Genomic DNA, 26,310 nt, shown 5'->3' with positions numbered 1-26,310 from the left:
TATTGTCCGCTCTGTGCCAGGAGCGGACGTTGGTACAGGTAGCCCAGTAGTCGCCGCGATGGATGGGTTTACTGGAGCAGCATCGCCAGTAGCACCAGGCACAGCAGTATTACATAGATTCGTGCGTGCCATATGTCAGGTAAAGCAGGTATAACCCGACGGCTAAAAACTATTCCAGCCCAGCCCGTCAGTACCAACAGACCTAAAATTTTCAGGCTGATAAAACCGAGAAATCCGCTCACCGGAATATTTTGCCAACCAATGACTGCATACGTCACGGCACCACACAGCGCGACAGGCAGAGAAAGCGGGTTAGAAGCGCTAATACATTCACCCATCGCATAGCCGTGTCGCCGTAATAATGGCACTGTCATCACGCTGCCACCCACGCCCAGCAATGCGGCTATCATGCCGATGATCACTCCGCCGCCCGTTACCACAGAAAGTGACAAGCGACGCGGGGAACTGCAGCTAAAAAAACCTTTGCGCAACAAACAATCGCCAATGGTTACCAGCATATAAAGAATGAACAGTGCGCGAACAATATTCTCGCTGAAGACTCCCGCCAGACAGGAACCCACGACAGCCCCGATGGCGATAAACCATAATAATGGGAACAATGTCTGCGCTGAAAGTTTGCCGGCGCGCCAGTTTCGATAGCTGACCCAGCCCGCGTTAAATATCATCACCGCCGTTGAGGTAGCAACCGCGATATGCATGGCGTTTCCTGCCAGCTCAGACTGCCGCAGCATCAATTGATAAACAAATGGCACCACGACAAAACCGCCCCCAAAACCAAAGAGCACCGTGGTGATACCGGTAGTAAAGCCTGCCAGTGCAATAATTGCGGTATCGTTCAAGAGAATATCCCCGACCTGAAAATGAGCGAGCAGCTTATACCGGTAGCATCCTGCTTCCCATTTGCGCAGCGCTCAATTACCTTTGTAAATCGTTCAGATGGAGACCGGTGTGCGCAACGTAAAAATTGAAGATGTCGATAAGCTCGATCGTGAAGTGGTGGCGTTAGGCAATGACTATGCGCAGGGATTTATACTGCCACAACACCAACATCGCCGCGCGCAGCTGCTGTATGGCGCAACGGGTCTCATGTACGTCTCAACCTGTAACGGAGAGTGGGTTGTTCCCCCACAACATGCAGTATGGATCCCACCCGAAACCCCTCACGCTGTCCGGTTTGTAGGTGTGACTACGCGTAGCTTATATATTGAACCAACATGCGTGACGGGATCGATTAAGTATCGACACTGTAAGGTGATCAGCGTATCGCCATTGTTACGTCAGTTGTTGCTTGATGCCGTGGATTTGCCGCTGATGTATGACAGCGCACGCGATCGTGCGCTGGTAAATCTGCTGTTACTGGAACTGGCGGAAATGCCGGTTCGCGAATTCGATATTCCGCTGCCACAACATCCGGCACTGTTGGCTCTTTGTCAGGCGTTTTTACTCAACCCCTCAATCCATGACCCTGCTGAGCGCTGGGCCAGTACGCTGTTTATGAGCGCCAGTACCTTTCGTCGACTTTTCTTACGGCAAACCGGCATGTCATTTTCTGCATGGCGACAGCGAGCCTGTGTCGTCAGTGCACTGACGTTGCTGATAACAGGTAAACCGGTGAATGAAGTGGCACTCACTCTCGGATACGACAATGCATCATCTTTCGCCACGATGTTCCGCCGTGTCACGGGACAGCCGCCTTCGTATTATCGGCTTGATTTCAAAAGCTTCACAGGGCACCGTTCATAACGTCAGTTATGTGACCACAGCGGACGTTCTGAGCTGTGTTAGCGTTAATCAGGTTATCTTGTGCTGAGTGCAAGTTTAGCCGCAAAGCACAAAAACAATCCTCCTGTAGCTCTGTCCATTCCCCTGACAACACTGCTTTTCTTCAGTATGGCTGATGCAAAGTGCGTGGATAAAATGAGCGTGACTGACCACATTGTCCCTATTGCAACATGAATGCTGACAAGTATAAAAGTCCATACAAAGGGGGAATGTCCGGCAGGTATGAATTGAGGTAAAAAAGAGACATAGAAAATACCCATTTTAGGATTGAGTACATTTCCCAGCATTCCTTTTATAAACCAGTTCCCCGCTGAAGGATTAACGCCATCGCCGTGATTGAAAGATGAACGTGGCCGCCTCAGCAGTTGCAAACCCAGCCAGCAAAGGTAAGCTGCCCCACACATTTTCAGTATGGTATAAGCGAGCTCTGACACCGCCAGCAGCGCTCCCAGTCCCAGCGCAACGAGTGCGCCCCAGATAAAACAGCCAGTATCGATTCCAAGAGCTGCCTGAAAAGCCTTCTTTCCACCTTCAGCACATGCCGTTCGTAGAATGAGTGCCGTATCCAGGCCCGGAGTGAGGGTGAGCAGTAGTGCAGCGAGAGAGAAGGCAAGGAGAGAATCAGTAACAGACATTTTCTTTATCCGAAAGAGTGGATGTTACCCCCTTACTTTGCGCCAATCAATTAGACAAAGGCAGTTATGTGAATAAATTGTAAATTGCTTTAATGAGGCAAGCCCTGCTGGCATACCGGGCTACAACTCAGGACGCTTTCTCATGCACTGTCATGATGAATACCAATGGGTTCTTCTCCCGGTTTTCATAGAAATGAGGAAGGTCCGTTCTGGCAGTTGCCGAACAGCCAGTTTTTATCTGATACACGTGATCCTGTACGCCGAGTGTGAGCGTGCCCGACTGAACATAAAACAGTTCAAGCGTTCCTTCCGCGTGGCCGGGTGACGCAAACTTTTCCCCGGGCTGCATTTCCCACATCCAGAGCTCGGTCATATCAGGGCCACCCGACCCTGCGAGCAATCTCGCTCTCCCGCCTGTTTCACCTTGCCACAATTCTGGGATCTCATCTTCAGCAATGAGATGCACGGTCGGTTTGGCACTGACATCCACAAAATCAGCCACCGAAACCCCCATCGCGGCAGCCAGGCGACATAACAGGGCAATGCTGGGATTCGCCCGGCATCCCTCTATCTCAACCAACGCTCCCTTACTTACACCCGCCTGACGCGAGAGTTCATCCAGGGAGATTTTCTTTTGCTTACGATACAGTTTAATTCGCTGCGAAACGGCTTCATTCACGGAGCTGGCGATCGAATTTGCATCGGTCATTAAATTGACTTTTTTGGTCATTGGTCATTATCATGGAATAAATTGGTCATTACAGGATTATCACGTGTTAACAGTATCTCCGTCAATTTCTCCTGAAATTTATCGTATTGCTCCCGGTTTTCGGGCGCTCAGTATCCGCGTAAAAGCTGCGCCAGTGCTTAATCCCGGCACTGGAGAAACGGCGCTGCGAGAAGCCTGTGAGGCGGTTCTGGCCGGTGAGCCTGCCTGGGCGGAATCTCATCTGGCGGCATGGGCCGACGTTTTTCAAAAATTTGGGGCTAAACCTAAACGCACCCCTTGCTCAGCGGATGCGTTACGCAAGCGCGTCTTACGTGACGGAACGATGCCAGCGCTCGATCCTGTCGTTGATCTTTATAATGCCGTCAGTCTCCGCTATGCCGTTCCGGTTGGTGGAGAGGATCTCTCTGCCTATCAGGGGGCGCCGCGTCTGACTGTGGCCAAAGGAAGAGAGCCTTTTGATACGGTCAAAGAGGGAGAGACCACCGTTGAGTATCCTTCACAAGGTGAGGTTATCTGGTGTGATGATATCGGCGTGACCTGCCGTCGCTGGAACTGGCGACAGGGGATCAGAACCCGCTTAGGCGTGGAAGCGCAGCAAATGTGGTTCATTCTGGAGAGTCTCCCGCAGATGCCGCTGGAGACGCTTCACGAAGCCGGAAAAATGCTGACCGACGGCCTGGAAAAAATGATGCCCGGTCTGTGGTTTGACGTTGCTCTCATAGAAGAACAACAGCAGTAATATCCTTCAGGAGAAACATGTATGTTTACCGGCTTGTCGGCATTTCCATTAACCCCAGTCACCGCCAGCGGCGTGGATGAAAAGGGTTTCAGCCATATCCTTTCCCGTCTTACAGACGCTCGGGTTGATTCTATGGGCATCCTGGGGTCAACCGGAAGCTACGCCTATCTGACCCGGGAGCAGCGCAAGCGCGTAGCAACGCTGGCCAAACAGCATGCAGGGAACATCCCCGTGATGGTGTGTGTGGGAGCGGTCAGTACCGATGCCATTCTGCATCTGGCAGATGATGCACAGGCCGCTGGTGCAAATGCGCTGTTACTCCCGGCGGTCAGCTACCAGCCACTCCGTGACGAAGAAGTCTTCTCACTCTTTGAGACCGTTACCCGGCACGTGTCTGTACCGGTGTGTATCTATGATAATCCGGGCACGACGCATTTTACCTTTACGGATGAACTCCACGGTCGTCTCTCATCACTTGAGGGTGTTCGCTCGGTCAAGATCCCTGGCGTCCCGAATAGCCCCGCTGCAGCAACTGAGCGGGTGAAGGGGTTACGTCAACATCTGCATCCTGGCGTAACAATCGGTATCAGTGGCGACGCTTATGCGGGACTGGGATTAAACGCCGGTTGTGAAGTGTGGTATTCCGTGTGTGGAGGTCTGTTCCCTGAGATGGCGAAACAAATCACTGAAGCCGCGGCGGCAAACGATCGTCAACGCGTTACAGCCCTGACAACCCGCCTTGAGCCATTGTGGTCGCTGTTCCGTAAACATGGCGGAAGTATTCGCGTTATTGCCGCTGCGGCTGGCGTGCTTGGTCTTACCGACATGGATTGCCTGCCTCGACCTCTGCAACCATTGTCAGCTGGCGACATCGCGGATATTTCCCATGTAATAAGCACGCTGGAGCTGAAGTGATCTCCGCAGGACTGGGTGTCTACCGGTCCTTACAGCAAAATTTTATTATTGAAGTGACTCTTCTTCGCCTGATAGCTTATCTGCATCAGGAGAATAATGCTGGCAAACGCACGCCAGTTTATGCCCGTCAGGATCGCGCAGATAGGCAACATAAAAGTCGGGGCCGTAGGCGGTTCGTGTACCGGGCACGCCTTCATTTTTCCCACCCGCACGGAGGCCCGCTGCATGGAAGCGTCTGACAATGTCCGCGTTATCTGCTCTGAAAGCGAACATTGTCCCGTTTCCCGCCGTCGCGGGTTGCTGGTCAAAAGGAGGACAAATGCAGAAGCTAAATTCGTCATCCGGATGATTTTCGTTTCCCCACATTGCCCAGCTATCAGTCCAGGCGGGCAGACGTGTATAGCCCAGCACGTTAAAAATAGCGTCATAAAAGTTCACGGCGCGCTGAAAGTCATTTGTCCCAATCGTGATATAAGCCAGCACTTTAAACATCCTCTTTTCCGTCAGTCTGAACAGAGATTATCTCAAAGTAGCTATCTTCATCACCACCCAGGCCAGGATCATCGGCATGCCTCAGCTGGACGCCTCGGCGATAAAAAATGTTGGCTGACGTCATCGTGTGCCGATAATACAAAAACTGTATGATTACACCTTCCAAAAAGGGAATGTATGTCTTTACCGCCACTGTATGCGCTGCGCGCGTTCGAAGTTGCCGCACGGCTGAACTCGTTCAGCAAAGCGGCTGAAGTCCTGAATATCACGCCGGGGGCGGTCAGCAGGCATGTCCGCACGCTTGAGATGTGGTTCGACTGCGAGCTGTTTAAACGGCAGGGACCGAGAGTGGAGGTCAGCGACGCCGGGCGTATTCTGGCCGGGCAGCTTAGCGAAAGTTTCTCGAATATTGAGTGGGCCTGTCGCGCATTCAAAAGTGAAAACCATCTTCTGCGCCTCAAAGCCCCCAGCACCCTGACGATGCGATGGCTTCTCAATGTGCTTAAATCCTTTCGGGAGAATCATGCGAAGCCGAAAATCGAAATCGCCAGCGTCTGGATGGACTTCGACACGGTTGACTTCAGCCGCGAGCCCTACGATTGTGCGATCCTCCTCGGTAACGGCTATTTTGGCGAGTCAACGGAGAGCAGGCTGCTGTTCAGCGAATGGCTTATTCCGGTTTGTACGCCGTCTTTGCTGGAGCCTGCCCGGCATCAGCTTCCAGAATGCGATCTTATTCATCCGTCACCGGACCGACGGGACTGGAAGCGCTGGCTGAAAAGGACGGGCTTATTCCCCGGCCTCGACATGAGCGGCGGGATCGTGTTCGACACCCTGGAGCAGGGAAGCCTTGCGGCCATGCACGGACACGGCGTGGCGATGGCCGATCTCCGGCTCACGCTCGACGCGCTGAAAAGCGGCTTGCTCGCGCTGCCCTTCCGGGAGGCGATAGCAACAGGGGACGGATACTATCTTGTCTGGCCGAAAAATTCGCTCAGAGGACAGAGTATTGAACGGTTGCTGGCCTGGCTTAACCTCAATTCGCCGGTCGTTCCTTCGCTGGATATCGTCTGCCTTGAGTATAATGAAAAGCGGCTGTCTTAAATCAAACAGGATATTCCTTACGGACTATCCTGTTTAATAAGTTTACGCGTAGGGTATATTAGCCATCTTCTTATATCTTTCCGGCAGTGCGCTATTCAGGTTAAGTAATTTATCCAGAATATAAAGCGCTGGCGTCCCCTTTGCGCGCTCTTCGTCGATCAGCGAAGAACGTAGCACATTGGCAGCCGAGGTCATTTTACGAAAATACTCTTCTGATTCCGGCGTCTGTACTTCACCGGACTCGGCGTAACGCACCCGTGGCCAGTCCGCGAAGTCAGGCCGGGGGCAGAGTCCGTCGTCTTTTGTAATATGTGCTGAGAGTAGCTCCTCGGCATTGCCAGGAGCGTTCTGGGCAAATGAGAGCAGGTGCAGTCGATGTATAAATGGCGAAAGCGCTTCTGAACGATGACTTTCTGAGGAAAGTAAGGTGATTAGCGCAGGTATTTTTTCATCAGCGGTGCTTTTTTCTGGTGAGAGGGTTTTCAATAAATGGAATAAAACATCGAGTGTCATAGGTGCTCCATATCCGCACATTATTATTTATTGTTTTTACGTCGCTATCTGTTTTTGACAGCGGTATACCAGGGGTAAATGGATGGTATTTCAGTGCGGTTATGTTTGAAAAACGATAAATAGTTGGCATTAATGTGAGTTTTACTCAATGTGGTGCTCTGGGCTCCAACATTGCAGATCCTCTCACGGCAGCGTTTTGTTTCACAAATGCCTTAGCTTATCGGCTTTTCAGGATGGTATAACGTCGTGCAGCAATCGGCTTGCCGTTAATCGCCACATTCTCAAAGGCTTATATGAAACAAATTACTTTTAGTGACCTGCAGCAGCAAAGCGAGCAGGCCGCACATTCTCCTCGCTTACGCGCACACCGTAATTTACACCCTGACCTGAGCGATCCGGTGCAGCGCCTGGCCATTGCAATGGAACCCGGTACCTATGTCCGCCCCCATCGCCATCCGCACACGTTTGAACTGCTGACGGCGCTGAGCGGCCGCTTTCTGGTGCTGAATTTTGACGACAGCGGAAACGTGACCCGGCGCGTGGTGTTAGGCGAAGAGTGTAAAGTCCTGGAGATGGATGCCGGAACCTGGCATGCCGTGCTGTCGCTGGATAAAGGCGGCGTCATTTTTGAGGTAAAACACGGGGCGTATCAGCCCGTGCCTGAGCACGATACCGCCCCGTGGTCGCCTGCTGAGAACGCGCCAGGTACTGTAGAGTTGATGAAATGGTACGCCCAGGCGCAGGTGGGTGATAGGCGTTTTACCCTGTAATTTTCCTGTAGTGTTCCCGGCGCGCAGAAAAGCGCGCCAGCACCGTATGGTTTACTGGATGTCGCCGAGTCTTTGCAGGAATTCCTCAACCTGCTCAGGCGTAGCCGTGTCTGCCTGGTAAAGGATTTCGAGCTTAACGTTCTTCAACCCGCAGAAGCCAAATACCCCTTCGATTATCTGTGTCTGAATCGCCGTCGAATAGCCGTGTTTATCGAACCCGGTAAGATCGCTACCGCCGGTGGCAATCAGGCGGACGGGAACATCACGTAAATTGCCCACAATCCGGCCGTCGTCGGCCACCTTGTACGCCCAGTTCAGGGTTAACACGCGATCGAACCAGCCTTTCAACAGCGCGGGAACCGACCACCAGTACACCGGGAAGACGAATACCAGCATATCCGCGCGCTCGACGCGCTTTTGCTCGCGCAGAATATCATCGGGGAGGGCGCTCGGATCGCCACGATACAAATCGAGATCGGCGCGGGTCATCGCCGGATTAAACCCTTCAGCATGCAGATCGGCGATCTCAATCTGCGTACCTTCCTCGCGTAATTTCCCGGCAATACGGGCTGCCAGCGTATGGGATAACGAATTGTCGATCGGGTGTGCCGTCACGATCAGCGCGTTTTTAATGGCATGGGTTGCAGACATAGCGACCTCCAGATGGGGGAGAAGTGATGCCTATATTACTATTGGTAACTTAGGTGTCAATCCGCCCCCGGCGATCATTTTGTGCTATTCGCGTAGGTCTCCAGCACCCCGGTCATGACGCCGCTGAGCATATCTTCCGCTACATTCCGGGCGAGCACGCCGTTGCCCGCCGAGGTGCTGAGGGCCTCCGCCGCGCCAATGATGGCCGTCAGTACCGCTTCTCCCTGAACGCCTTTTAAGACGATAAAAGGAGAGAGCGCGGTGCGCAGGCAGTCGGCGCATTCGGCCACGCATGCTTCCCGAAACGTCTGGAGCGCCCGGGAACCGGACAGCGCCGCGGCGATTGGCCCGGTTTCAGGCCCGGCGGCAATGGCACAGTCGATATAGGCGGCGCTGAAAAAGCGGATCGTCTTCTCCAGCGTTTTGCTGTCCACCGCCAGCGTCTCCCTGAATTTCGCCAGCTGCCGATCGCTATAGTCCTGATACAGTGCCATCAGCAGCCCCTCACGATCGCCAAAGTGGTCGTAGGGGATAGGCTTGGTCACGTTGGCCCGTTCTGCCAGATAGCCAAGGGTCAACGCCTCCGTGCCTTGCTGACGCACGATCCCTCGCGCAACCTCCAGCAGCTGCACGCGGCGGTCCTCTTTTCTTAAGCGCTTAACAACCATGCTTGCCTCAGGTCAGTTATCTACTGATGGTAGTTTACACGTTTTCCGTGGCATGCTGCACACGTTGTTCAGCCGGGCGGATCCGGAACCAGATCGCATACATCGCGGGCAGGAAGACGAGCGTAATGATCGTCCCGCCCAGCGTCCCGCCGATCAGCGTCCAGGCCAGCGTGCCCCAGAATACCGAATGCGTCAGGGGAATGAACGCCAGCACGGCCGCCATGGCGGTGAGTAAGACCGGCCGCGCTCGCTGTATCGTCGCCTCGACCACCGCCTGGAACGGATCGAGGCCGTCCCTCTGGTTATGATCGATTTGACCGATCAGGATCAGCGTATTGCGCATCAGAATGCCAGAAAGGGCGATCAGGCCGACCAGCGCGTTGATGCCAAACGGCTGATTAAATATCAGCAGGGTCGGCACAACGCCAATCAGCCCCAGCGGCGCGGTTAAGAACACCATGACCATCGCGGAGAGTGAGCGCACCTGCAAAATGATGATCAGCAGCGTCAGGGCAATCATGATCGGGAACAGCGGTAACATGGCCTGCGTGGCTTTGCCCGACTCCTCAATCGACCCCGCCATGTCAATGCGGTAGCCGGCCGGCAGCGTATCAACGATCGGCTGGAGCTGCTTCATGATGGCGACCGACACATCCGGCGGCTGAAGATTGTCGGCGATATCGCCCCGTACGGTAATCGTGGGGGTGCGATCGCGACGGCGAAGGACCGGGTCTTCCATGCCGACCTCTATCTTGCCAATTTGAGACAGTGGCACGCGCTGTCCCGCATTGCCGACCAGGGTAAATCCTTCGATTTTTGCCGGGTCAAGGCGGATATCACCCGCCGCGCGGGCAACGACCTCTACCGATCGAATATCTTCCCGCACGGATGTGACAGGCACGCCTGAGAGCAGGAACTGAAGCTGCCCGGCAACGGCGCTGGAAGTTAAGCCGGTCGCCTGCAGGCGGTTCTGATCGAGGGTGAAATGGAGCACCGGAACGCGCGAGCCCCAGTCGGTGTTAACGGTTCGCATCATCGGGCTTGCCTGAAGCACGGCTTTCACCCGTTCGGCGATGTCCTGCACCTGTTTGACATCCGGCCCTGACACGCGCCAGGCAACCGGGAAAGGTGAGTAGGGGCCAAACACCAGCTGCGTCACTCGCACGCGGGCTTCGGGCGCAAGGCCGCTGGCGACGGCCTCCCTGAGCCTGAACTTGAGCGCCTCGCGTGACGTCTCGCTGTCCGTCAGGATCACGATTTTCGCAAAAGAGGGATCGGGCAGCTCGGGGGCCATTGCCAGATAGAAACGGGGCGAGCCTTGACCAATATAGGCCGTGACGATTTTGGCTTCTGGCTGCTTGCCCAGCCACGCTTCTATTTTTGCAGTAGCGGCGCTGGTTTGCGCAATCGAGGTACCATAAGGCATCTGTACTTCAACCAGCACTTCCGGGCGATCGGAGGTCGGGAAGAACTGTTTTTTTACCAGCCCCATGCCGAGCACGGCCAGAATGAAAATGGCGACCACGGACCCGGCCACACGCCATTTTCTGGCGATAACGCGGCCAAGCAGCTGGCGAAAACGGTTATAGCGAGGCGTGTTATAGATGGCGGCATGGCCGCCTTCCACTTTGGGGATCGCCGGCAGGATCTTCACCCCCAGATACGGCGTGAACACCACCGCAACAAACCATGAGGCAATCAGGGCGAGGCCGACAATCCAGAACATATTGCTGGTGTATTCCCCGGCGGTCGACTGGGCAAACCCATTCGGCATAAAGCCAATCGCCGTCACCAGGGTACCGGCCAGCATCGGCGCGGCGGTGTGGCTCCAGGCGTAGGCTGAGGCTTTGATTCTGTCGTAACCTTCCTCCATCTTCACCACCATCATTTCGATGGCGATAATGGCATCGTCAACCAGCAGGCCGAGGGCGAGGATCAGGGAGCCCAGCGTGACGCGGTCAAAGTTTATTCCCGCGGCCTCCATCACCACGAAGACGACCGCCAGCGTCAGCGGGACCGCCGCCGCGACCACCACCCCCACGCGCCAGCCCATGCTGATAAAACAGACCACCATAACCACGAGCAGGGCGACGAAGAATTTGATCATAAACTCATCGACCGACGAGCGGATATTCACGGACTGGTCGGTGACCTTGGTCAGGGTCATGCCAAGCGGCAGGCTATCATTGATTTTCGCCGTCTCCGCATCCAGCGCTTTACCCAGCGCCAGGCCGTTCCAGCCCTCACGCATGACAACACCCAGCAGCAGGGCGGGTTCATGCTGATTGCGTATCAGCATCGTCGGGGGATCTTCATAGCCTCGTTCAACCGTTGCCACATCCGACAGCGTGAGCGTTTTGCCCTGAGCGACTAAAGGCGTATCGCGGATTTTCTGCAGTTCATCGAACGCGCCGTCCAGGCGGATAAAAATCTGCGCGCCCCGGGTCTCAATGGCGCCCGCCGCGGCCAGGGCATTCTGGTCGTTGAGGGCATTGAAAATATCCTGCGGTGAGAGGCCCATCGTCGCCAGACGGTCATGGGAGAAGGCGATATAAATCCGCTCGGCCTGTTCACCGATGATATTCACTTTTTTGACTCCTGGAACGTGCAGAAGCTGCTGGCGCAGGCCTTCGGCATCGCGTACCAGCTGCCGCTGCGGTTCGCCTTTTGCTTTCAGAGCAAAGAGGGCAAAGGTGACATCCGAGAATTCGTCATTGATCATCGGGCCGATGACGCCCGCCGGGAGACGCTGGGATTCATCCCCAAGCTTTTTACGCGCCTGATAGAACTCCTTCTGCACCTCAGAAGGCGGGGTTTTGTCCTGCAGTGACAGGGTGATAAACGCCATGCCGGGGCGGGTATAGGTTTCCGTACGGTCATACCATTTGAGTTCCTGCAGGCGCTTTTCCAGCGGTTCGGCCACCTGATCCTGGATCTCCTGCGCGGTTGCGCCCGGCCAGACGGCAATCGCCGTCATCTGCTTCACGGTGAAGGGCGGATCTTCCGCGCGTCCCAGTCCAAAAAAAGCGTAAATACCGGCAATGGTCACCAGAACGATCAGAAACAGCGTGACGGAACGCTCGCGGACGGCCAGCGCGGACAGGTTGAAGCGACTTTGGCTCATGGCGCGTTCTCCGCCGGAGCGGCATGGCGTTGTTCTGCCAGCCTGACAACTTCACCTTCGTGCAGAAGATGGGCGCCTAACGCAACAATCTTCTCCCCGGGCTTCACGCCGCCCGTGACCTGGACCGCATCTTCGCCCACGCTCAGCACCTTAACCGGCGTCCATGTGACCTTTGCCGGTTGGGCGGAAATGCGCCAGACGCCGGGCCCTTTACCCGCATCGTAGAGTGAGGCCAGCGGGACCTGCATGGCCTGACCTTCCGCTTTCGGGTCTTCAAGGCTGAGCGTGACGGTCGCCCCCAGCGGCGCGTTCGCCAGCTGGCCAGCCAGCACGTAGCGTGCTTCATACGTCCGGGTTGTGGCATCCGCGGAGTCAGACAGCAGGCGCAACGTGGCAGTGACCGGGTGTTGTTCACGGCCATAAAGCGTGGCTCGTGCTTCGCTACCGACGGCAGGGCGCAGCGTCTCCGGAAGCTGCACGAGCGCTTCGCGCTGTCCCGCTCTGGCAAGGCGGATCGCCACCTGCCCGGCGCTGACCACCTGACCGGGTTCGGCAAGCGTCTCCATCACCACGCCGTCTGAATCCGCCAGCAGGACGGCATAGCCCGTGGCGTTTTGCGCCACGTTGGCCTGCGCCCGGGCGGCGCTGAGCTCCGCCCTGGCCGTATCGGCCGCCGCTTTAATCTGATCGTACTCCGCGGCGGACACCGCGCCGGATGCCACCAGACCGCGATAACGCGCCTCATCGCTGGTGGCTTTTCTCGCCCGCGCCTGGGCAGCATCCACCGCGCGCTGCTGCGCCTGAGCCTGTAATTTCAGGTCAACCGGATCCAGGCGCAGTAAGGGCTGGCCCTGTTTGACAGTCTGCCCGGTATCCACCAGACGTTCGAGGATTTTACCCTGAACCCTGAAGCCCAGGTCGCTTTGCGTTCTTGCCACCACCACGCCCGTAAAGGTGCGAGCGGCTGGATTCGCCATCTCGACGGAGGCGGATCTGACAAGCGGTGGCCTGGTGCGTGGATCGTCACTAGCGGAAATATCGCCGCATGCCGCGAGGGCAAACGGCAGAAGACATATGGCAAGGCGGGCTGAAGTGAGCCTGAGCATGGGAAACCCTTTTGAAGTAACAGGACAGTTTCCGCATTCTGTGATTAGTGACCAATAAAGTCAATGGTCACTAATCAGGGGGCCAGGCTTCTTAAAATCAGTGAGGAGAGGAGTACCGCTGCCGTTGGGGCAGTTTCAAGGTTGTACTGCAGCTGAACGGGGTTAATGTAAGGGCACATCACCATGTAAACGGCGCAAGTGACCTCATCCAGCGGCGTCTTCCTTTCGAACTCTCCAGCCTGTCTGCCTTCGATAATGATGCTCTCAATCAGCTTCAGGAGGCTTTCGGTATACCTTTCCGTCGAAGGCCACTTCTCCCGTGACGCGACGGCGGCGATGTCGTAGAGCTTGCGATCGTGGAAAAACAGCTCGCTTCCGGCCTCGGTAAGTGCTTTGAAGAGACGGCGGATTTTTTCGCTGGCTGACGGCGCATCCGCAATGGCGGAAAGCACGGCCGTCATGATCAGCTCCAGGCGGTTAGCGCAGATCACCTCGCCGATAGCTTGCTTGGAATCGAAGAACTTATAAATGTAGGATTTTGAAAAACCGATAGATTTCGCCAGCTCGGCGACGGTGGTTTTTTCATAGCCGTAGTGACCGAAGTGCTCAAAGGCCGCTTCGACGATTTGCTCTCTGACAGAATGGTCAAGTGGACCACGTATTGATGGGGCGTTCATAGTTTTAGTCATTATGTAAGCTTAGCGTGACGAGCTACGATTGACAACGAGTGACCATTTCGTATTTTGGTTACATCCGTTTTCGTCGTGAGCCGTTCAGACGGGACGATCAACCAGGTGGGGTAAGTGTATCACTGTTTTTCGCGCGCTATGGCATCTATCTGTCTGCGGGGACGAGGAGGCCGCAATAGCGATGCGGCCTTGTCTGTCAGGCAGCCAGTTCAGGCATTTGCTCCTTTACGAAATTCAACACCTTCTTCGCGTCCAGAGACGCGTAGGGAAGACTCTCAATGATGGCGATTGAACGTGTATTGCCCACCGTTGCGTGTATCTCGTCGAGTTTGTACTGAATGTGCGGCGCGATAAGAAAACCGTCGAAAGCGGGGGCGACGCTGGCGAAGTTATCCAGCCCAACGGCGCTAATCATCAGTGGATAGCCTTCTTGTTCTGCCAGGGGCTGCATTTTTTTGGCAAGAGCGTTTGCGGTATTACCGAACAAACAACATATCAGAAGCTTTTTCATATTTTGTTCCTCCTGAAAACCGCTCATAGGGTAGTCCTGAGGTGGTCACCGAAATGCGCGCTATCTCTGATTTTGGTGACAAAACTATAACCCCAGATCGCTCAATGAGGGATGATCGTCCGGGCGTCTACCCAACGGCCAGTGGAACAGTCGCTCGGATTCTTTTATCGGCATATCGTTAACGCAGGCAAAACGGCGCTTCATCAGTCCGTCCGGTTCAAACTCCCAGTTTTCATTGCCGTACGAGCGGAACCAGTTGCCGGAATCATCATGCCATTCATAGGCATAGCGAACGGCGATGCGGTTATCCGTAAACGCCCAAAGCTCTTTAATCAAACGATAATCGAGCTCTTTTTTCCATTTCCGCTCCAGAAACGCCTGCGCCTCTTCACGGTTGGTGGCGAACTCCGCGCGGTTGCGCCATTGAGTATCCTGCGTATAGGCCAGCGCGACCTTCGCCGGGTCGCGGCTATTCCAGCCGTCTTCTGCCAGTCTGACTTTTTTGATCGCGCTTTCACGGGTGAAGGGCGGTAAGGGTGGGCGTGTGTTCATGGCGATTACCTCTGTATGATGAAGTAGACAGGTCTGTCTACTTGCGCTAATCTATGCCTGAAAAATAACGCTGTCAACATCCGTTTTGAGGCTACCGAAAAGTGAAAACCGAGCACGCAGGCAACGAAGCAAAAATCAGCGTCAGGGATAAAATATTACTGACGGCGCACGATCTTTTTTATTCCAATGGCTTCAGGGCGACGGGGGTGGATACGCTGATTAAAGAGGCGAAGGTGACCAAGGTGACGTTTTATCGCCATTTTCCGAGTAAAAGTTTACTGATTCTCGCCTACCTGCACTATCGACATGAAATATGGATCAGCTGGTTTGAGACCACGCTGCGTCGACATCTTGATGAAGGCGAAATACCTTCTGATGCGATATCTGCAACCCTTTATGAATGGTTTATTTCGCCCGAGTTCCACGGCTGCGCGTTTATTAATGCCAGCGCAGAAGCCAAATCCGAAGATATAGAAAGCGAAATAAAAGCGATATGCCGCGGTCATAAAATCGAAACTAAGAATATGATTGCGTTGCTGACGAAGATCGCTGATGAGCGCGTCGTCAATGAAATCATGCTGCTTATTGACGGCGCCATTATTCATGCACAGATGGGCATGGATTCAGAGACGGTAATAAATGTGCTAAAAAGGGGATTAGAGGCGTTGACCGGTCAGAAATAAGTCCTGAATCTGCCGCAAGTATTACGGTAGCTGGAATATCGACTCACCGAATCGGTAAGCTATTTATCCAAAGGAAACGAAAAATATGAGAACGCAGAAACGATGCCTGGGATGCGTGGCTATCGTGGTTGATGACTACGATCGCGCCATTGAATACTACACCGACAGGCTGGGTTTTACCCTCGTAGAGGATACGCCCCAACCGGGGAAACGCTGGGTCGTCGTCTCACCCAACCCGGAAAGCGACTGCAATATCCTGCTGGCTCGTGCCTCCAACGAAAGGCAGGAAGGTTTTATCGGTAATCAAAGCGGTGGAAGAGTTTTCCTGTTCCTTCAGACGGATGACTTTTGGCGCGATTACCATGCCATGAAAGCAAAAGGCGTTCATTTCTGCGAAGAACCGCGTGAGGAAGAGTACGGTACGGTGGTGGTGTTTGAAGATATTTACGGCAACCGCTGGGATCTTTATCAGAATGCGCAACCGTGAATATCACCATAAATGATGTGTCATTCGCCTTTCGTCGTGCACGCTTCCCAGCAGAGCGTACTCAACATTATGGGGACGTCTGGCTCTCGTCCCGCTGTGCAAGCGACAGCGCGCTGGCGCTGGCAGGATCGAACAGCGAGATGCTCTCAATCTGATTAAGCAAAATCACCTTGCGGAATGACATGGCGCTGCGGGGTTCAGAGTCGAGCGTAATGTCATGCTCCGCATACCACCTGCTGTAATTATTCTCGATACGCAGATTCATCGTCTTCTCATCCCGGTACCCGCTCAACATTGGGATCAGCACGATATTGGCCGTTTTTTCATATTCCAGCGTCGCGGTGTGGATCATGCCGACGTAAATCCGCCGCGACCGGAGTGTGACCTGCGCCAGCTCGCCTTGCTCCATACACTGATAGAGCAGTTGTTCAATCCCGCTCGCCTGCGCAAGCCGTTTGTAGAGCTTTTTCCGACTCTCGCCGTCCAGCCTGGCGCTTCCTGCCCAGTTAGAGCGGTAGAGGCAAAACAGGATAGCAAACGCCAGCATCACCACCACCGGCGCCTGAATGCCTAAAAAACTCCAGTTCATAAAGTCGATTTGCCAGTCGGTGTATTTCGGTGAGGCAAAGTGAAAAGCGTTGTTGGCGGCGGAAAGGGCGAACAGCAGCAGCCAGAGCAATCCCGTGGCGATCACGCCCTGCAAAACGAAAATACAGCCGTAAAGCGCGACGAGAAAATAGACGTCCCAGCCGAAGGAACGCTTGATTTTAAAGCGGGTCGACAGGTCGCGGCTGGTGTACCAGTAACCGCAGACCATCAGCACCATAAATATCGCCGTTCCCATATCAGGCCCTCTTCAGCGTGTTGACGTGACGCAGAAAGTCCTGCCGCACCTCGTTGCTCTTGTAGTTCACCGAGGCGTTCCCGTCCTGGTCGATAATGATGCGATCGCCATCTTCCACGGCTTCAATAATTTCCTGCTGACTCATCACCTGCAGTAAGGATTCCGGGCTTGAGAATAGGGAGAGAAAGAAACGTTTCATGTCAGGCATCCTTATGAATAAAAAGGATAAGCCTGGAAGATGACGGCTGAATTTGCCTTAAGGATAACCTGAAAGTGAAAGCCGGGTGGCGGCTACATCTTACCCGGCCTACAAAACCGTCAAGTGATTGTGTTTTCAAATTGTTGATATTTATGGGTAATAAAAAATAAATTTGCACAAACTTGGACAAATAACGTTAATTGTGTAAGTTTTAATTATGCGATTACGCCACGTTGTTTACAGCCAGGATGTGACCCATGAGCACTTTGCCCTCTGTCGTGAGTCGGTTTATTGAGTACTACGCCGCACTGGATAGCCAGCCGCCGACCGCGCTGGTCGGGCTTTACCATTCGAATGCCACCCTTATCGATCCGTTCGGCGAGCACAACGGTATTTTCGCGCTTCAGCGCTATTTCACCCATCTGCTGGCAAACGTCGAGAAGTGCCGTTTTGTCATCGATCCGCCGCTCTGCAGCGGGAACCGGTTTGTTGTCACCTGGGTAATGCACTGGTCGCATCCGCGCATTGCCGGGGGCGAGCCGCTTGAACTGCCCGGATGTTCGGTGGTGGACACCGAAAACAATCTCATCACGCGTCAGCGGGACTTCTACGATGCGGGAGAGATGATCTACGAACACCTCCCTCTGCTGGGCTGGGCTGTACGCGGCGTGAAGCGGAGGGTCAAATCATGAAGACGGTGCTGATTACCGGCGCAAGCTCGGGCATCGGCGCGGGGCTGGCGAAGTCCTTTGCAGCTGACGGCTACCACGTGATTGCCTGCGGGCGCGATCCGGCGCGGCTTGAAGCGCTACATCAGACCTGCCCCAATCTCACCGTTCGCCCGTTCGATATGACAGACAGGGACGCCTGTCGCCAGGCGCTCAGCAGCGTTTACGCCGATCTGGTTATTCTCTGCGCCGGTACCTGCGAATATCTCGACGGCGGCGTGGTGGATGCGGCGCTGGTGGAGCGGGTCATGACCACCAATTTTCTCGGGCCGGTGAACTGCCTGGCCGCGCTGCAGCCGCAGCTGGTTGCCGGTAACCGCGTGGTGCTGGTGAGCTCGATGGCCCACTGGCTTCCCTTCCCGCGGGCAGAGGCCTACGGCGCGTCCAAATCGGCGCTGAGCTGGTTTGCCGACAGCCTGCGTCTGGACTGGGAGCCAAAGGGGATTGCCGTGACGGTCGTCTCTCCGGGATTTGTCGATACCCCGCTGACGCGCAAAAACGATTTTGCCATGCCGGGTAGGGTGAGCGTTGACGAAGCGGTCAAGGCGATCCGTACCGGGCTGGCAAAGGGCAAAATGCATATCGCGTTTCCGGCCGGGTTTGGCCTTATTTTGCGGCTGCTCTCCGTGCTGCCCGCGTTTTTGCAGCGCACGCTGCTGCGCAGGATGGTGCGCTCATGAACATTGCAATTATCGGCAGCGGCATCGCCGGGTTGACCTGCGCCTGGCGGCTGGCAGGGCATCATCAGGTAACCCTGTTTGAAGCGGGCACCACGCCCGGCGGCCATACCGCGACGGTTGACGTCTCAACGCCCCAGGGCACATACGCGATCGATACCGGGTTTATTGTCTACAACGACCGCACCTATCCGCGCTTTATGGGTCTGCTCAGCGAGCTCGGCATCAGCGGGCAAAAAACGCAGATGAGCTTTTCAGTACACAATCCCGAGACGGGGCTTGAGTACAACGGACACACGCCGACGTCGCTGTTTGCCCAGCGCCGAAACCTGGTAAATCCGGCATTCTGGCGGCTGCTCGGTGACATCGTCCGCTTTAACCGCCTGGCGAAACAGGCGCTTGAAGGGGAAGTCGATCCGAACGCCACGCTGCAGACGTTTCTGGACCAGCACGGCTTCACGCCGTTTTTTGCGCGCCACTACATTCTGCCGATGGGGGCCGCGATCTGGTCGTCGTCGCTGCAGGAGATGAAGCGTTTCCCGCTGCCGCTCTTCCTGCGCTTCTTTCATCACCACGGCCTGCTGGATATCACCCAGCGTCCGCAGTGGTACGTGGTGCCGGGCGGCTCGCGGGAGTATATCCGCGCCATGCTGGAAAAACTGGGCGACCGCCTGACGCTGCGCCTGAACGCGCCTGTTCTGCGGGCGAGCCGCCACGCGCACGGGGTCACGCTCCAGCTTGAAAACGGCAGCCACACCTTCGACCAGGTGATATTTGCCTGCCACTCCGCCCAGGCGCTGGCCATGCTTGACGACCCAACCGCCTCAGAGCGCGAAGTGCTGGGCGATATCGGCTGGCAGCGCAACGAGGTTGTTTTGCACAGCGATCCGCGCTGGCTGCCGGTGCGGCAGCGCGCCTGGGCCAGCTGGAACTACCGCCTGAGCGCGCAGGAGCAGGCCAGCGCCTGCGTCACCTACAACATGAACATTCTGCAGGGTCTGCCTGCGGGCAGCCCACTGTTCTGCGTCACCCTGAACCCGGACGCGCCGGTGGATGAACGCTTCGTTCTGCAACGCTTTGTCTATGAACATCCGCTGTTTAACCCGCAAAGCTGGCGTGCGCAGGCGCGCCGTGGGGAGATCAACGGTCATCACCGGAGCTGGTTCTGCGGCGCTTACTGGTACAACGGTTTTCATGAAGACGGCGTGCGCAGCGCGCTGGACGTGGTCAATGAAATAGCCGCCGGGGAGGGGAACTGACATGAACAGCTGCCTCTATCACGGCGTATTGCGCCACCGCCGCCTTCAGCCGAAAACGCATGAATTCAGCTACGGCGTTTTTATGGCCTGGCTGGATCTTGATGAACTGCCGCTGCTGGCGTCCGTCGGCGTGCGGCGCAACCGCTTTGCCGCCGCCGCGTTCCATGACGCGGACTATCCGCTCGGCACGCCGCTTAAAGAGAACGTGCTGAACAGGCTGGAGAGCCTGACCGGGGAACGTCCCGCAGGGCGGGTCATGCTTCTGACGCAGTTGCGCTACTTCGGGTTTCATTTCAATCCGGTCAATTTTTACTACTGCTATGACCAGGAAAATACGCTTCGCTGGGTGTTGGCGGAGGTGCGCAACACGCCGTGGAACGAGCGCCATTATTACGCGGTCGACGGGCAAAATGCCCGGCCCACGGAAAAAGCGTTTCACGTTTCCCCCTTCAACCCGATGGACATGGTCTACCACTGGCGCTTCAACAACCCGGACAACACGTTGCATATGCATATTGAAAATCATCAGGAAGCGAAGGTCTTTGACGCCACGCTGGCCCTGCGCCGGGAGCCTCTGACCCGCCCGGCGCTGCGCGCGCTGCTGCTGCGCATCCCACTGATGACTCTGAAAACCGTTTTCGCCATTTACTGGCAGGCGCTGAGGCTGTGGCTCAAGCGCGTGCCGCTGTATAACCATCCCGTCAGCAGGAGTGAACGCTCATGACCGATCCCGTCTTTGCGCTAGAACCCGATATCCCGCGCAACGTCCGCATCGCGCGATGGCTGCTGTTTCGTCTGTTAAGCGGCATTCGCGGCGGCTCACTCACCCTGCGTGAAGGGGCGCAGACCTTCCATTTTGGCGAGACATCCTCCGCGCTGCACGCCGACGTGCAGATCCTCACGCCCGGCGTCTACTGGCGCGTCTTAACGGGCGGGAGCCTTGCCGCCGCAGAAGCCTGGATGGACGGCGAATGGGAGACTGCGCAGCTTACGCCGCTTCTGCAAATTCTGGCCCTCAACGGCGAAGTGCTTGGTCGTCTGGAGAACGGGTTCCGGCTGCTTGGCCGACCGCTGGAGCGGCTGCGCCACTGGACGCGGCGCAACTCTCGCGCCCAGGCCCGCGAAAATATTGCCGCCCATTACGATCTGGGCAACGCTTTCTATGCCCATTTTCTGGATAAAGAACTGCTTTACTCCAGCGCGCTGTTTACCGCGGACGAGCAGGATCTGACGGCGGCTCAGCAGGCCAAAATGGCTCGCCTGTGCGAGCAGCTGGCGCTAAACCCGGGTGATCACCTGCTGGAAATTGGCACCGGCTGGGGGGCGATGGCGGAATACGCCGCCCGTCACTACGGCTGTCGGGTGACCACTACCACGCTGTCGCAGGAGCAATATATCTGGGCGACCGAGCGCATTGCCCGCGCCGGGCTGCAGGATCGGGTTGAGGTACTGCTCTGCGACTATCGCGACCTCACCGGGCAGTACGACAAGCTGGTCTCGATAGAGATGATTGAAGCCGTCGGGCAACGCTATCTGCCTACGTTCTTCCGTACCTGTCAGGCGCGGCTGCGCCCCGGTGGACGGATGGCGATTCAGGCCATCACCATTCAGGACCAGCGCTACCGCGACTACAGCAAAAGCGTCGATTTTATCCAGCGCTACATTTTCCCCGGCGGCTTCCTGCCGAGCATTACGGCGATGAACGAGCTGATGACGCGCCACACCGATTTCGTGGTGCGCAATCTCTTCGACATGGGACCGGACTACGCCCGCACGCTGGCCCACTGGCGGCAGCGCTTTGTCCACGCCTGGCAGGAGATTGAAAAGCTCGGCTTTGATGAACGGTTCCGCCGCATGTGGCTGTACTACTTCGGCTACTGCGAAGCCGGGTTTAACGCCCGCACCATCAGCGTGGTGCAGCTGACCGCCGAGCGCGTATGAGACGCTACCTTCAGGTCTTTCTGCTGGCCGTCGCGTTCGATCTCTACTGGGCGCTGGTAGTGCTGTTTCGCGAACAGGGCCTGATTATCTGGCTCGGGCTGGCGATCCTGGCGTGCCTGCTCTTGCCGTCAGCATACCGTCTTTACGCCATTGGGCTGGCCGCGGCGGGCTGCCTGCTGGATGCGCTCTGGGCGCTGACGGGGCTGATTGCCTTCACGGGCGACTCCCTGATGCCGCTATGGATGGTGGCATTGTGGCTGATGTTCGCCGTGGTCTGGACGCAGCTTGCGCGTACCACCACATTACCCGGCTGGCTGCTGACCCTGCTGGCGGCCGTGGGAGGCCCGGTGGCCTACCTGATTGGCGAGCGGTTGGGCGCCATCACGTTTCTGGAGCCAACCTTTATCGTCGTCAGCTGGATGGCGCCGGGCTGGCTGGTGCTGATGCTGTTTTTCCACCTGCTAATGGGGAGACAAAAATGAGGGCTGCGGTTCTGCTGTTTTGGCTCATGCTGGTTGTTCCTGGTGCTCAGGCCGCCGACTGGCTGGCCTGGCGCAAGCTGGGCGACGCCACGCTGACCTGGGGGCCGTTCACGGTCTATACCTCTCAGCTCCGCACGCCGGATGGCCGTTACAGCCGGGACGATCAGGATCAGGCGCTGATTATTACCTACGCGCGCGACATAGATCGCGATGAACTGGTTGAGGCGACCCGCGACCAGTGGCAGGCGCAGGGGATCCTGACGCAGGAACCGCAAAGTGAAGCCTGGCTAAGGATGCTTCAGTCCCTGTGGCCGGATGTCCGACCGGGTTCACAGCTGGCGTTTGTTCTCAACGATAAGCAGGGGCAGTTCTGGTACCGCGCGTCGTCGGCGCAAAAATCTTTTATTCCGCTCGGTCCGCGCCAGTCAGAAGCGTTCAGCACCCGCTTTCTGGCCATCTGGCTCGATCCCCGCACGCAATATCCTGAGCTGCGTCAGCAGCTAATCGGAGGCAAAAAATGAAACGAATCCTGACGCTGGCGCTGGCATTCACGATGCTGCTGGCCGGCTGCAGTACGGAGGTGTCCGAGTATCGCCAGCAGCAGCCGCGGCTTGATATCTTCCACTACTTCCAGGGCAAAACCGAAGCGTGGGGCATGGTGCAGGATCGCAGCGGCAAGCAGATCCGCCGCTTTCACGTTGAGATTGCCGGGGACGTCATCGGCGATACGCTGACGCTGAACGAGCGTTTCGTTTACGACGACGGCGAGAAGCAGCAGCGGGTATGGCACATCCGTCGCGTGGGGAACGACCGCTACGAGGGAACGGCAGGTGATATTGAAGGGGTTGCCACCGGGCAGGCCGCAGGGAACGCCTTTAACTGGCATTACAGCATGAACGTGAAGGCCAACGGCAAAACGTGGCTGCTGAACTTTGATGACTGGATGTACCTGCAGGATGAGACGCATCTGTTCAATAAAACCGAGATGAAGAAATTTGGCGTCACCGTCGCCACGGTGACGCTGTTCTTTACCCGGAATACGGAAGCTTAGTCGCGAACATCGCCGGTTTTGCTGCTGGAGTAAATGAAGTACAGGGCAATCCCCAGGCACACCACCGCGCCCAGACGGCTCGGTGAAAACGGAATAGCGGGATTGTTCAACCAGCCAAAGTTATCTATCAGCATGCTCATGGCGAGCTGGCCGAATATCACCGCCACCGTGGCGACGGCGGTGCCGATGCGCTGCACGGCAAGCACCATGATCACAATGTAGGGCACGCCGAACATCGCCCCGAGGAGCTGCCATTTCGGCACGTCCAGCAGCGTGACCGTCTGCTTAGGCTCAAAGAAGAAAATGAGCAGGGCGGTCACCAGCGCGCCGACGGAAAACGTCAGAAACGCGCTCTTGAAAACGCCCACGCTGCTGCCGAGCTGTCCGTTAATTGCGGCCTGTATGCTCAGCGTCGCCCCGCCGCAGATGGCCAGAATTATCATCATCAGTGTCATGTGTTTACCCCTTTGCGACCAGTACCAGTGCGGCAATAATAAAAACCAGCGCCACGATGCGTCTTGCGTTTATCTTCCTGTGCGGCGTACCCAGCAGGCCAAAGTGGTCAATGATCAGGCTCTTAAAAACCTGACCTGCCAGAATGCCGATCATCGTCAGAGCGATGCCGATAGCGGGGGTGGCGATAGTCAGAATGACAACGTAAACAGGACCCAGCACGCCGCCAAGCAGCTGCCAGCCGGGCTGTGCGAAAAACGACGGACCGTTGCGCGGGCTGAAAAACAGCATCAGCAGAAAGGTCAGCGCAGCGCCGACCCCGAAAATGCTGAACGTGGCCCATAAATCGCCTACTTCTCCCCCTAACGGCCCCAGCAAACCCGCCTCGACGGAGAGGCCCATCCCGCCGGCAATCACCAGTAAAATCAATACAAACTGCATTATGCTTCCTCCGTTTTCAGGCGAAGAAGATTACGTCGGTAGACATGTGAGAAAAATGCCATAATGCAGGAAACACCTTTGCAGGAAATGCATTAATGTCAGATGCCGGAAGCATGAACCTTCGCTCACTGCTGCTGTTTATTGCCGTCTATGAAACGCAGAACTTTTCCGTCGTTGCGCGACGGGAGGGAATTTCTGCCTCGCAGGTGTCGCGGATTATTCATCAGCTTGAGGACGCGCTCGGCCAGCAGCTGTTCTATCGCAATACCCGGGCGGTGATCCCCACGGAAAACGGGCATCTTTTTATCCGCTATGCCCGGGCGATGGTCGATAACTTCGAAGAGGCGCGTCGGGAGCTGGATGAACGTTCGACCGAACCCTCCGGCACGATACGCATTAACGGGCCGGTATTTTTTGGACAGAGGCACGTTGCACCCGGCCTGGCAGGCCTGGCCGAGCGTTATCCACGGTTAACCATAGAGCTGACGCTGACCGATGACTTTATCGACCCGCACCGGGATGCCGCCGACCTCATTTTTCGCATCGGCACGCTGACGGACTCGACGTTTCACGCCCGCATCTTCGGGCAGCAGCGCTACCATCTTGCCGCGTCGCCCGCGTATCTGCGTCAACACGGCGTACCGGCCGACCCGGCCGAGCTGAGCCAGCATAAATGCCTGGTGTATCGCGGTTCGTCTGGCCCTAATCGCTGGCTTGTGCGACGCAAGGGGGAAAATTGGGTGCACTATCCCGTCGCGCCGCTGATGACGTCCAATAATGCGGAATCGCTGCTCATTGCCGCGCTGGGTGGAATGGGGATCGTCCTGTTTCCGGACTGGCTGATTGGCGACAGGCTGCAGCGGGGGGAGCTGGTCGCTCTTATGCCGGAAATGGCGTGCGCTATCAATACGGAGCCGCTGAATATTGCGGCGATCTATCCTCACGCACGTCATCCGCCCCTGAACGTCAGGGCGGTGATTGATTATTACGTGGCGTTTTTCGGCTCGCCGCCGTACTGGCAAACGTAAGGCAATTACGCGCCGAGTTCCTTGCGGATAATTTCTGCGCCGGCGCTGAGCGCTTTCAGCTTACCGTTAGCCACCTGACGGGAAAGGGGAGCCATGCCGCAGTTGGTTGAGGGGTAAAGCTTGTCGGCGTCGACGAACTGCAGCGCTTTACGCAGGGTGTCGGCGACCTCTTCTGGCGTTTCGACGGTGTTGGTTGCCACGTCAATCGCCCCAACCATCACCTTTTTACCGCGAATCAGCTCCAGCAGATCCATCGGTACGCGGGAGTTGTGGCACTCCAGGGAGATGATGTCGATGTTAGAGGTTTGCAGCTTAGGGAAGGCCTCTTCATACTGGCGCCATTCTGAGCCGAGCGTCTTTTTCCAGTCGGTATTGGCCTTGATGCCGTAGCCGTAGCAGATGTGTACCGCGGTTTCGCATTTCAGACCCTCAATGGCGCGCTCGAGCGCGGCGATACCCCAGTCGTTGACCTCATCAAAAAAGACGTTAAACGCCGGCTCGTCGAACTGGATAATATCCACGCCCGCGGCTTCTAATTCACGCGCTTCCTGGTTGAGGATTTTGGCGAATTCCCAGGCCAGCTTTTCGCGGCTTTTATAATGCGCGTCGTAAAGGGTGTCGATCATGGTCATTGGCCCAGGCAGGGCCCATTTGATCGGCTTGTCCGTGAGCTGGCGCAGGTATTTTGCATCGTCCACGAATACCGGCTTCTGACGCGCAACGGCAGAAACCACGGTCGGCACGCTGGCGTCGTAGCGGTTACGAATGCGCACGGTTTGGCGATTTTCAAAATCGACGCCGCTCAGGTGTTCAATAAAGGTGGTGACGAAGTGCTGACGGGTCTGTTCCCCGTCGCTGACAATATCGATTCCCGCACGGATCTGCTCGTCAAGGGACAGGCGCAGTGCATCCTGTTTACCTGCCAGTAATTCCTGATCCTGCAATTTCCACGGAGACCAGAGCGTTTCAGGTTGCGCAAGCCAGGTCGGCTTAGGCAGGCTGCCAGCCGTAGACGTCGGGAGCAATGTTTTCATA

Annotated in this window: 33 protein-coding genes; 16 read left to right on the top strand and 17 right to left on the bottom strand. The window is 56.3% G+C overall.

Translation table 11 applies throughout. The features are described from left to right. Positions 1 to 68: 68 nt before the first annotated feature. A complete protein-coding gene (locus ACTJI7_RS01440) occupies positions 69 to 860 on the bottom strand; it encodes a sulfite exporter TauE/SafE family protein (RefSeq protein WP_248186498.1) in 792 nt (263 codons plus the stop codon). 109 nt (positions 861 to 969) lie between these two features. Here ACTJI7_RS01440 and ACTJI7_RS01435 point away from each other — a divergent pair, with 109 nt between their 5' ends. Further along, positions 970 to 1,764, top strand: coding sequence for an AraC family transcriptional regulator (locus ACTJI7_RS01435; RefSeq protein WP_028013041.1), 795 nt, complete (start codon positions 970 to 972; stop codon positions 1,762 to 1,764). 53 nt (positions 1,765 to 1,817) lie between these two features. Here the strand turns inward: ACTJI7_RS01435 and ACTJI7_RS01430 are convergent, their stop codons facing one another. Both ACTJI7_RS01430 and ACTJI7_RS01425 read right to left on the bottom strand, forming a co-directional pair. Next, positions 1,818 to 2,438 (bottom strand): LysE family translocator, encoded by a 621-nt coding sequence (locus ACTJI7_RS01430; RefSeq protein WP_063153965.1) that lies wholly within the window; start codon positions 2,436 to 2,438, stop codon positions 1,818 to 1,820. Between the two features lie 127 nt (positions 2,439 to 2,565). Then, positions 2,566 to 3,168, bottom strand: coding sequence for a helix-turn-helix domain-containing protein (locus ACTJI7_RS01425; RefSeq protein ID WP_126346060.1), 603 nt, complete (start codon positions 3,166 to 3,168; stop codon positions 2,566 to 2,568). Between the two features lie 43 nt (positions 3,169 to 3,211). On the opposite strand from ACTJI7_RS01425, the gene ACTJI7_RS01420 reads away from it, so the two are divergent. Together ACTJI7_RS01420 and ACTJI7_RS01415 are read left to right on the top strand one after the other, a co-directional pair. Further along, positions 3,212 to 3,907, top strand: a complete 696-nt coding sequence (locus ACTJI7_RS01420) for a B3/B4 domain-containing protein (protein WP_126346061.1) — start codon at positions 3,212 to 3,214, stop codon at positions 3,905 to 3,907. 21 nt (positions 3,908 to 3,928) lie between these two features. Beyond that, a complete protein-coding gene (locus tag ACTJI7_RS01415; protein ID WP_126346062.1) occupies positions 3,929 to 4,822 on the top strand; it encodes a dihydrodipicolinate synthase family protein in 894 nt (297 codons plus the stop codon). 45 nt (positions 4,823 to 4,867) lie between these two features. On the opposite strand, the gene ACTJI7_RS01410 is transcribed toward ACTJI7_RS01415, so the two are convergent. Continuing rightward, positions 4,868 to 5,305 carry a VOC family protein gene (locus ACTJI7_RS01410; protein ID WP_063154467.1) on the bottom strand — a complete coding sequence of 146 codons (438 nt, stop codon included), beginning with the start codon at positions 5,303 to 5,305 and terminating at the stop codon, positions 4,868 to 4,870. Between the two features lie 186 nt (positions 5,306 to 5,491). Between ACTJI7_RS01410 and ACTJI7_RS01405 the strand changes: the two genes are divergently transcribed. Continuing rightward, positions 5,492 to 6,418, top strand: a complete 927-nt coding sequence (locus tag ACTJI7_RS01405; RefSeq protein WP_045261411.1) for a LysR substrate-binding domain-containing protein — start codon at positions 5,492 to 5,494, stop codon at positions 6,416 to 6,418. A 42-nt stretch (positions 6,419 to 6,460) separates the two neighbouring features. On the opposite strand, the gene ACTJI7_RS01400 is transcribed toward ACTJI7_RS01405, so the two are convergent. Next, on the bottom strand, positions 6,461 to 6,931 hold the full coding sequence (locus ACTJI7_RS01400; RefSeq protein ID WP_440669548.1) for a hypothetical protein: 471 nt from the start codon (positions 6,929 to 6,931) through the stop codon (positions 6,461 to 6,463). Between the two features lie 293 nt (positions 6,932 to 7,224). Here ACTJI7_RS01400 and ACTJI7_RS01395 point away from each other — a divergent pair, with 293 nt between their 5' ends. Continuing rightward, positions 7,225 to 7,701 (top strand): WbuC family cupin fold metalloprotein, encoded by a 477-nt coding sequence (locus tag ACTJI7_RS01395; protein ID WP_028013049.1) that lies wholly within the window; start codon positions 7,225 to 7,227, stop codon positions 7,699 to 7,701. 51 nt (positions 7,702 to 7,752) lie between these two features. On the opposite strand, the gene ACTJI7_RS01390 is transcribed toward ACTJI7_RS01395, so the two are convergent. From ACTJI7_RS01390 to ACTJI7_RS01360, 7 genes are all read right to left on the bottom strand, one after another. Continuing rightward, the gene (locus ACTJI7_RS01390; protein WP_063153975.1) at positions 7,753 to 8,352 is read right to left on the bottom strand and encodes an NAD(P)H-dependent oxidoreductase; all 600 of its coding nucleotides are present in this window, start codon (positions 8,350 to 8,352) and stop codon (positions 7,753 to 7,755) included. Positions 8,353 to 8,426: 74 nt separating this feature from the next. Continuing rightward, the gene (locus ACTJI7_RS01385) at positions 8,427 to 9,020 is read right to left on the bottom strand and encodes a TetR/AcrR family transcriptional regulator (protein ID WP_063153977.1); all 594 of its coding nucleotides are present in this window, start codon (positions 9,018 to 9,020) and stop codon (positions 8,427 to 8,429) included. A gap of 34 nt (positions 9,021 to 9,054) precedes the next feature. Next, positions 9,055 to 12,144, bottom strand: coding sequence for an efflux RND transporter permease subunit (locus ACTJI7_RS01380; protein WP_063153979.1), 3,090 nt, complete (start codon positions 12,142 to 12,144; stop codon positions 9,055 to 9,057). After that, on the bottom strand, positions 12,141 to 13,250 hold the full coding sequence (locus ACTJI7_RS01375; RefSeq protein WP_063153981.1) for an efflux RND transporter periplasmic adaptor subunit: 1,110 nt from the start codon (positions 13,248 to 13,250) through the stop codon (positions 12,141 to 12,143). The genes ACTJI7_RS01380 and ACTJI7_RS01375 overlap by 4 nt, the downstream gene beginning before the upstream one ends. A 74-nt stretch (positions 13,251 to 13,324) precedes the next feature. After that, on the bottom strand, positions 13,325 to 13,939 hold the full coding sequence (locus ACTJI7_RS01370) for a TetR/AcrR family transcriptional regulator (RefSeq protein ID WP_047368492.1): 615 nt from the start codon (positions 13,937 to 13,939) through the stop codon (positions 13,325 to 13,327). Positions 13,940 to 14,135: 196 nt separating this feature from the next. Further along, positions 14,136 to 14,450, bottom strand: a complete 315-nt coding sequence (locus ACTJI7_RS01365) for a PTS sugar transporter subunit IIB (protein ID WP_063154469.1) — start codon at positions 14,448 to 14,450, stop codon at positions 14,136 to 14,138. A gap of 84 nt (positions 14,451 to 14,534) precedes the next feature. Next, complete coding sequence (locus ACTJI7_RS01360) at positions 14,535 to 15,002, bottom strand: nuclear transport factor 2 family protein (protein ID WP_063153983.1); 468 nt, start codon at positions 15,000 to 15,002, stop codon at positions 14,535 to 14,537. A gap of 101 nt (positions 15,003 to 15,103) precedes the next feature. Between ACTJI7_RS01360 and ACTJI7_RS01355 the strand changes: the two genes are divergently transcribed. Together ACTJI7_RS01355 and ACTJI7_RS01350 are read left to right on the top strand one after the other, a co-directional pair. Beyond that, entirely contained in the window at positions 15,104 to 15,685 is a 582-nt protein-coding gene (locus tag ACTJI7_RS01355) for a TetR/AcrR family transcriptional regulator (protein ID WP_048960628.1), read from the top strand. A gap of 85 nt (positions 15,686 to 15,770) precedes the next feature. Beyond that, positions 15,771 to 16,172: a VOC family protein gene (locus ACTJI7_RS01350; protein WP_028013054.1), complete on the top strand. Its 402-nt coding sequence runs from the start codon at positions 15,771 to 15,773 to the stop codon at positions 16,170 to 16,172. Between the two features lie 67 nt (positions 16,173 to 16,239). Here the strand turns inward: ACTJI7_RS01350 and ACTJI7_RS01345 are convergent, their stop codons facing one another. After that, complete coding sequence (locus ACTJI7_RS01345) at positions 16,240 to 17,016, bottom strand: hypothetical protein (protein WP_063153986.1); 777 nt, start codon at positions 17,014 to 17,016, stop codon at positions 16,240 to 16,242. 1 nt (position 17,017) lies between these two features. Beyond that, a complete protein-coding gene (locus ACTJI7_RS01340; protein WP_024908361.1) occupies positions 17,018 to 17,215 on the bottom strand; it encodes a hypothetical protein in 198 nt (65 codons plus the stop codon). A gap of 257 nt (positions 17,216 to 17,472) precedes the next feature. Here ACTJI7_RS01340 and ACTJI7_RS01335 point away from each other — a divergent pair, with 257 nt between their 5' ends. The 8 genes from ACTJI7_RS01335 to ACTJI7_RS01300 are packed head-to-tail and all read left to right on the top strand — an operon-like array spanning position 17,473 to position 23,353. Further along, the gene (locus ACTJI7_RS01335; RefSeq protein ID WP_041910128.1) at positions 17,473 to 17,907 is read left to right on the top strand and encodes a nuclear transport factor 2 family protein; all 435 of its coding nucleotides are present in this window, start codon (positions 17,473 to 17,475) and stop codon (positions 17,905 to 17,907) included. Then, positions 17,904 to 18,623 carry an SDR family NAD(P)-dependent oxidoreductase gene (locus ACTJI7_RS01330; protein WP_063153989.1) on the top strand — a complete coding sequence of 240 codons (720 nt, stop codon included), beginning with the start codon at positions 17,904 to 17,906 and terminating at the stop codon, positions 18,621 to 18,623. Before ACTJI7_RS01335 ends, ACTJI7_RS01330 begins: the two co-directional genes overlap by 4 nt. Further along, on the top strand, positions 18,620 to 19,879 hold the full coding sequence (locus ACTJI7_RS01325) for an NAD(P)/FAD-dependent oxidoreductase (RefSeq protein ID WP_063153991.1): 1,260 nt from the start codon (positions 18,620 to 18,622) through the stop codon (positions 19,877 to 19,879). Before ACTJI7_RS01330 ends, ACTJI7_RS01325 begins: the two co-directional genes overlap by 4 nt. 1 nt (position 19,880) lies before the next feature. Continuing rightward, positions 19,881 to 20,603 carry a DUF1365 domain-containing protein gene (locus ACTJI7_RS01320; protein WP_045630379.1) on the top strand — a complete coding sequence of 241 codons (723 nt, stop codon included), beginning with the start codon at positions 19,881 to 19,883 and terminating at the stop codon, positions 20,601 to 20,603. Continuing rightward, a complete protein-coding gene (locus tag ACTJI7_RS01315) occupies positions 20,600 to 21,820 on the top strand; it encodes an SAM-dependent methyltransferase (protein ID WP_041910119.1) in 1,221 nt (406 codons plus the stop codon). The genes ACTJI7_RS01320 and ACTJI7_RS01315 overlap by 4 nt, the downstream gene beginning before the upstream one ends. Then, on the top strand, positions 21,817 to 22,302 hold the full coding sequence (locus tag ACTJI7_RS01310) for a DUF2878 domain-containing protein (RefSeq protein ID WP_063153993.1): 486 nt from the start codon (positions 21,817 to 21,819) through the stop codon (positions 22,300 to 22,302). Before ACTJI7_RS01315 ends, ACTJI7_RS01310 begins: the two co-directional genes overlap by 4 nt. Further along, entirely contained in the window at positions 22,299 to 22,823 is a 525-nt protein-coding gene (locus tag ACTJI7_RS01305; protein WP_063153995.1) for a hypothetical protein, read from the top strand. Before ACTJI7_RS01310 ends, ACTJI7_RS01305 begins: the two co-directional genes overlap by 4 nt. Continuing rightward, positions 22,820 to 23,353 (top strand): DUF3833 domain-containing protein, encoded by a 534-nt coding sequence (locus ACTJI7_RS01300; protein ID WP_028013063.1) that lies wholly within the window; start codon positions 22,820 to 22,822, stop codon positions 23,351 to 23,353. Before ACTJI7_RS01305 ends, ACTJI7_RS01300 begins: the two co-directional genes overlap by 4 nt. Here the strand turns inward: ACTJI7_RS01300 and ACTJI7_RS01295 are convergent. Together ACTJI7_RS01295 and ACTJI7_RS01290 are read right to left on the bottom strand one after the other, a co-directional pair. Next, positions 23,350 to 23,808 (bottom strand): DMT family transporter, encoded by a 459-nt coding sequence (locus ACTJI7_RS01295; protein ID WP_028013064.1) that lies wholly within the window; start codon positions 23,806 to 23,808, stop codon positions 23,350 to 23,352. The genes ACTJI7_RS01300 and ACTJI7_RS01295 overlap by 4 nt on opposite strands. A gap of 4 nt (positions 23,809 to 23,812) precedes the next feature. Further along, on the bottom strand, positions 23,813 to 24,247 hold the full coding sequence (locus ACTJI7_RS01290; RefSeq protein WP_028013065.1) for a DMT family transporter: 435 nt from the start codon (positions 24,245 to 24,247) through the stop codon (positions 23,813 to 23,815). Between the two features lie 95 nt (positions 24,248 to 24,342). Between ACTJI7_RS01290 and ACTJI7_RS01285 the strand changes: the two genes are divergently transcribed. Further along, a complete protein-coding gene (locus ACTJI7_RS01285; protein WP_063153997.1) occupies positions 24,343 to 25,275 on the top strand; it encodes a LysR family transcriptional regulator in 933 nt (310 codons plus the stop codon). 5 nt (positions 25,276 to 25,280) lie between these two features. On the opposite strand, the gene ACTJI7_RS01280 is transcribed toward ACTJI7_RS01285, so the two are convergent. Then, on the bottom strand, positions 25,281 to 26,309 hold the full coding sequence (locus ACTJI7_RS01280; RefSeq protein ID WP_041910105.1) for a methionine synthase: 1,029 nt from the start codon (positions 26,307 to 26,309) through the stop codon (positions 25,281 to 25,283). Position 26,310 lies beyond the last annotated feature (1 nt).

Origin of the sequence: Enterobacter sp. 22499 (assembly GCF_052044815.1) — a bacterium.
GTDB lineage: Bacteria > Pseudomonadota > Gammaproteobacteria > Enterobacterales > Enterobacteriaceae > Enterobacter > Enterobacter bugandensis.
Note: the sequence above shows the minus strand (reverse complement) of the source record. Positions and strands in the feature narration are given on the sequence as shown.

Excerpts from the sequence above, each read along its gene's own strand:
- ACTJI7_RS01380 (WP_063153979.1), bottom strand. The coding sequence starts at position 12,144 with ATGAGCCAAAGTCGCTTCAACCTGTCCGCGCTGGCCGTCCGCGAGCGT.
- ACTJI7_RS01370 (WP_047368492.1), bottom strand. The coding sequence starts at position 13,939 with ATGACTAAAACTATGAACGCCCCATCAATACGTGGTCCACTTGACCAT.
- ACTJI7_RS01390 (WP_063153975.1), bottom strand. The coding sequence starts at position 8,352 with ATGTCTGCAACCCATGCCATTAAAAACGCGCTGATCGTGACGGCACAC.
- ACTJI7_RS01385 (WP_063153977.1), bottom strand. The coding sequence starts at position 9,020 with ATGGTTGTTAAGCGCTTAAGAAAAGAGGACCGCCGCGTGCAGCTGCTG.
- ACTJI7_RS01430 (WP_063153965.1), bottom strand. The coding sequence starts at position 2,438 with ATGTCTGTTACTGATTCTCTCCTTGCCTTCTCTCTCGCTGCACTACTG.
- ACTJI7_RS01285 (WP_063153997.1), top strand. The coding sequence starts at position 24,343 with ATGTCAGATGCCGGAAGCATGAACCTTCGCTCACTGCTGCTGTTTATT.
- ACTJI7_RS01295 (WP_028013064.1), bottom strand. The coding sequence starts at position 23,808 with ATGACACTGATGATGATAATTCTGGCCATCTGCGGCGGGGCGACGCTG.
- ACTJI7_RS01305 (WP_063153995.1), top strand. The coding sequence starts at position 22,299 with ATGAGGGCTGCGGTTCTGCTGTTTTGGCTCATGCTGGTTGTTCCTGGT.
- ACTJI7_RS01325 (WP_063153991.1), top strand. The coding sequence starts at position 18,620 with ATGAACATTGCAATTATCGGCAGCGGCATCGCCGGGTTGACCTGCGCC.
- ACTJI7_RS01415 (WP_126346062.1), top strand. The coding sequence starts at position 3,929 with ATGTTTACCGGCTTGTCGGCATTTCCATTAACCCCAGTCACCGCCAGC.
- ACTJI7_RS01280 (WP_041910105.1), bottom strand. The coding sequence starts at position 26,309 with ATGAAAACATTGCTCCCGACGTCTACGGCTGGCAGCCTGCCTAAGCCG.
- ACTJI7_RS01345 (WP_063153986.1), bottom strand. The coding sequence starts at position 17,016 with ATGGGAACGGCGATATTTATGGTGCTGATGGTCTGCGGTTACTGGTAC.
- ACTJI7_RS01315 (WP_041910119.1), top strand. The coding sequence starts at position 20,600 with ATGACCGATCCCGTCTTTGCGCTAGAACCCGATATCCCGCGCAACGTC.
- ACTJI7_RS01290 (WP_028013065.1), bottom strand. The coding sequence starts at position 24,247 with ATGCAGTTTGTATTGATTTTACTGGTGATTGCCGGCGGGATGGGCCTC.
- ACTJI7_RS01320 (WP_045630379.1), top strand. The coding sequence starts at position 19,881 with ATGAACAGCTGCCTCTATCACGGCGTATTGCGCCACCGCCGCCTTCAG.
- ACTJI7_RS01395 (WP_028013049.1), top strand. The coding sequence starts at position 7,225 with ATGAAACAAATTACTTTTAGTGACCTGCAGCAGCAAAGCGAGCAGGCC.
- ACTJI7_RS01330 (WP_063153989.1), top strand. The coding sequence starts at position 17,904 with ATGAAGACGGTGCTGATTACCGGCGCAAGCTCGGGCATCGGCGCGGGG.
- ACTJI7_RS01310 (WP_063153993.1), top strand. The coding sequence starts at position 21,817 with ATGAGACGCTACCTTCAGGTCTTTCTGCTGGCCGTCGCGTTCGATCTC.
- ACTJI7_RS01400 (WP_440669548.1), bottom strand. The coding sequence starts at position 6,931 with ATGACACTCGATGTTTTATTCCATTTATTGAAAACCCTCTCACCAGAA.
- ACTJI7_RS01300 (WP_028013063.1), top strand. The coding sequence starts at position 22,820 with ATGAAACGAATCCTGACGCTGGCGCTGGCATTCACGATGCTGCTGGCC.
- ACTJI7_RS01360 (WP_063153983.1), bottom strand. The coding sequence starts at position 15,002 with ATGAACACACGCCCACCCTTACCGCCCTTCACCCGTGAAAGCGCGATC.
- ACTJI7_RS01375 (WP_063153981.1), bottom strand. The coding sequence starts at position 13,250 with ATGCTCAGGCTCACTTCAGCCCGCCTTGCCATATGTCTTCTGCCGTTT.
- ACTJI7_RS01405 (WP_045261411.1), top strand. The coding sequence starts at position 5,492 with ATGTCTTTACCGCCACTGTATGCGCTGCGCGCGTTCGAAGTTGCCGCA.
- ACTJI7_RS01350 (WP_028013054.1), top strand. The coding sequence starts at position 15,771 with ATGAGAACGCAGAAACGATGCCTGGGATGCGTGGCTATCGTGGTTGAT.
- ACTJI7_RS01425 (WP_126346060.1), bottom strand. The coding sequence starts at position 3,168 with ATGACCAAAAAAGTCAATTTAATGACCGATGCAAATTCGATCGCCAGC.
- ACTJI7_RS01340 (WP_024908361.1), bottom strand. The coding sequence starts at position 17,215 with ATGAAACGTTTCTTTCTCTCCCTATTCTCAAGCCCGGAATCCTTACTG.
- ACTJI7_RS01365 (WP_063154469.1), bottom strand. The coding sequence starts at position 14,450 with ATGAAAAAGCTTCTGATATGTTGTTTGTTCGGTAATACCGCAAACGCT.
- ACTJI7_RS01335 (WP_041910128.1), top strand. The coding sequence starts at position 17,473 with ATGAGCACTTTGCCCTCTGTCGTGAGTCGGTTTATTGAGTACTACGCC.